Here is a 1,985-nt window from a genome sequence, read left to right on the forward strand (position 1 = left end):
CCAGGCCGGCATCCGCGCGGTCTTCGACACCCTCCGCGAGACCGTGGCCGCCGGCGAGTACGACGACGTCATCGCGCACCTGCCGGCGGAGCTGTGGCAGGTGGCCAACCCGGCCCCGCCGTACGACGGACAGCGCAACCGTTGACCGGTCACGCCGGCGCTGTCGGCATCACCGATGCGCGCCGCTCACCGCCGGTTCCAGGTACACCGGCAGGTGGTGACCCGCCTTCGCGACGAACATCGCCACCTCGTACGCCATGTCGCCGACCTCGGCGTCACCGTCGATCCCGACGGTGAGGATCGCCCCGTTGCCGGTGGTGGCGTGGAACAGGAACGCCCGGGACATCTGCACGACGACCTGGTGCAGCTCTCCTTCGCCGCACACCCGGGCGGCGGCCAGACCGAGCGCCTGAAGGCCGCAGACCATGCTGGACAGCTGTTCGGCGAGCTCGTTCTCGATGCCCCGGGAGGCGCCCAACAGGATTCCGTCCGGCGAGAGCACCGCCGCGAACTGGGCACCCGGCACCCGGTCGACGATGTCGTCGAGCGCACGGCTGAGGTTGTCGGTGGTGACCACGGCAGGGGTCATAGGGTCGTCCTTTCGTTACGGCGGAACCGGTGACGGCGGTGGGTCGCGCTCACGGCGCGGTCCGTTGTGGCCAGGGCTGTCCGGTCGTGCTGCTCGACCGGTCGGCGAGGATGGTGCGCAGCAGGGCCAGCAGGTCGGGGCGGTTGGCGCAGTTGAGCCGGGCGCGCATCCGCGCCACGTGGTGCTCCACGGTCTTGGCCGAGATGAACAACCGGTCGCCGATCTCCCGGTAGGTCAGGCCGGCCACCACCAGTTCGGCCACCTCGCGCTCCCGGTCGCTGAGCCGTTGGGCGGTGGTGCCGGCCGCCGGCTTGCCGTCTCCGGCGGCGGATCCGCCCTGGAGCATCCGCGCGCAGTCCAGCAGCGCGGTCATCGCCCGCCGGTCGGAGGTGCGGATGGCGGCCTGCCCGGCCAGCCGGGCACCGTCCCAGCACAGGCCGGTGTCGTGCAGGCCGCGTGCGGCGGCCTCGACGCGGGCCGGGTCGACGGTGCCGCGCAGGACCTCCACCCAGCACTCGGCGGCGGCGGCCACCACGGCGGCGTACCGGCTGTGCCCGACGGCGGAGACCAGGGCGGCGACGTGGTGGTCGGCGGCGGCCGGGTCCTCGGTGAGGATGGCCGCGTGCAGTCCGCTCCAGTGCAGCGGCGTACGCCACAGTGGCGGGTCGTCGAGCCGGTCGAGGAGCAGGCGGGCGGCCCGCAGGTACGGCTGTAGCCGGCCCAGGTCACCGAGCCGGGCGCCGGCGATGGCCAGTTCGCCGAGCGGGAGGAGGGTGAACAGGTCGACCGGGTGGCGGACCACCGCCTCCAGCGCGGGTACCCAGCCGCGTTGCAGCGCGCCGAGGTCGCTGCCACGCCGGGCGATGCCCAGCGTCAACCCGGCGGCGAAGAGCAGGTCCCGTGATTCCGGCGGCCGGCCGCCGGTCACCTCGGCGAGTTGCTCGGCCGCGTCCGCGGTGCGGCCCCGGACCATCAGGATCCAGGCCCGCAGCAGCCGGTGTCGGGGGGCCAGCAGCGGACCGCCGATCCCGCTGGACAGGGCCCGGTCGAGGACCCCTTCGGCGATGTCCAGCTCGCCGCAGTGCACCGCGGTCAGCGCCGCCAGGGCGGCCGGGCTGTCCGGCAGCAGCACCGCCCGGCCGTCGGGTTCCAGCAGCGCGGCGGCCTGCACGAGGGTGGACAGGGCGGCGGCCGGCGGCCCGTGGACGCTTTCGCGTACCCCGTCGGCCATCAGCCGGGCCGCGCTGCCGTGCAGGGTCGGCGGGTCGGCGCGGTCGGCGCGGTCGGCGTGGGTCCGGGCTGTCATCGTCATCACCACCTTCGACCTCGACGAGTACGTCTACGCCGCGCTGCGCGCCGGGGCCCGCGGTTTCCTGCTCAAGGACGCCGGCTCGGT

2 protein-coding genes and 1 pseudogene are annotated in these 1,985 nt (G+C 74.5%); 1 reads left to right on the forward strand and 2 read right to left on the reverse strand.

Features of this window, described 5'->3' with window-relative positions; genetic code table 11:
• Nucleotides 1-169: 169 nt before the first annotated feature.
• Together AB0M52_RS33505 and AB0M52_RS33510 are read right to left on the reverse strand one after the other, a co-directional pair.
• Nucleotides 170-589 (reverse strand): roadblock/LC7 domain-containing protein, encoded by a 420-nt coding sequence (locus tag AB0M52_RS33505; RefSeq protein ID WP_363961857.1) that lies wholly within the window; start codon nucleotides 587-589, stop codon nucleotides 170-172.
• 49 nt (nucleotides 590-638) lie between these two features.
• On the reverse strand, nucleotides 639-1,901 hold the full coding sequence (locus tag AB0M52_RS33510; protein ID WP_363961859.1) for a helix-turn-helix transcriptional regulator: 1,263 nt from the start codon (nucleotides 1,899-1,901) through the stop codon (nucleotides 639-641).
• Between AB0M52_RS33510 and AB0M52_RS33515 the strand changes: the two are divergent.
• Nucleotides 1,891-1,985, forward strand: a pseudogene (locus AB0M52_RS33515) (DNA-binding response regulator); the annotation flags it as partial. The gene AB0M52_RS33510 and the pseudogene AB0M52_RS33515 overlap by 11 nt on opposite strands.

Origin of the sequence: Micromonospora sp. NPDC051296 (assembly GCF_040682255.1) — a bacterium.
Taxonomy (GTDB): Bacteria; Actinomycetota; Actinomycetes; order Mycobacteriales; family Micromonosporaceae; genus Micromonospora; species Micromonospora craterilacus.

What these genes read in the sequence shown, in the direction of transcription:
- AB0M52_RS33505 (WP_363961857.1), bottom strand. Translation starts at nt 589, where the DNA reads ATGACCCCTGCCGTGGTCACCACCGACAACCTCAGCCGTGCGCTCGAC.
- AB0M52_RS33510 (WP_363961859.1), bottom strand. Translation starts at nt 1,901, where the DNA reads ATGACGATGACAGCCCGGACCCACGCCGACCGCGCCGACCGCGCCGAC.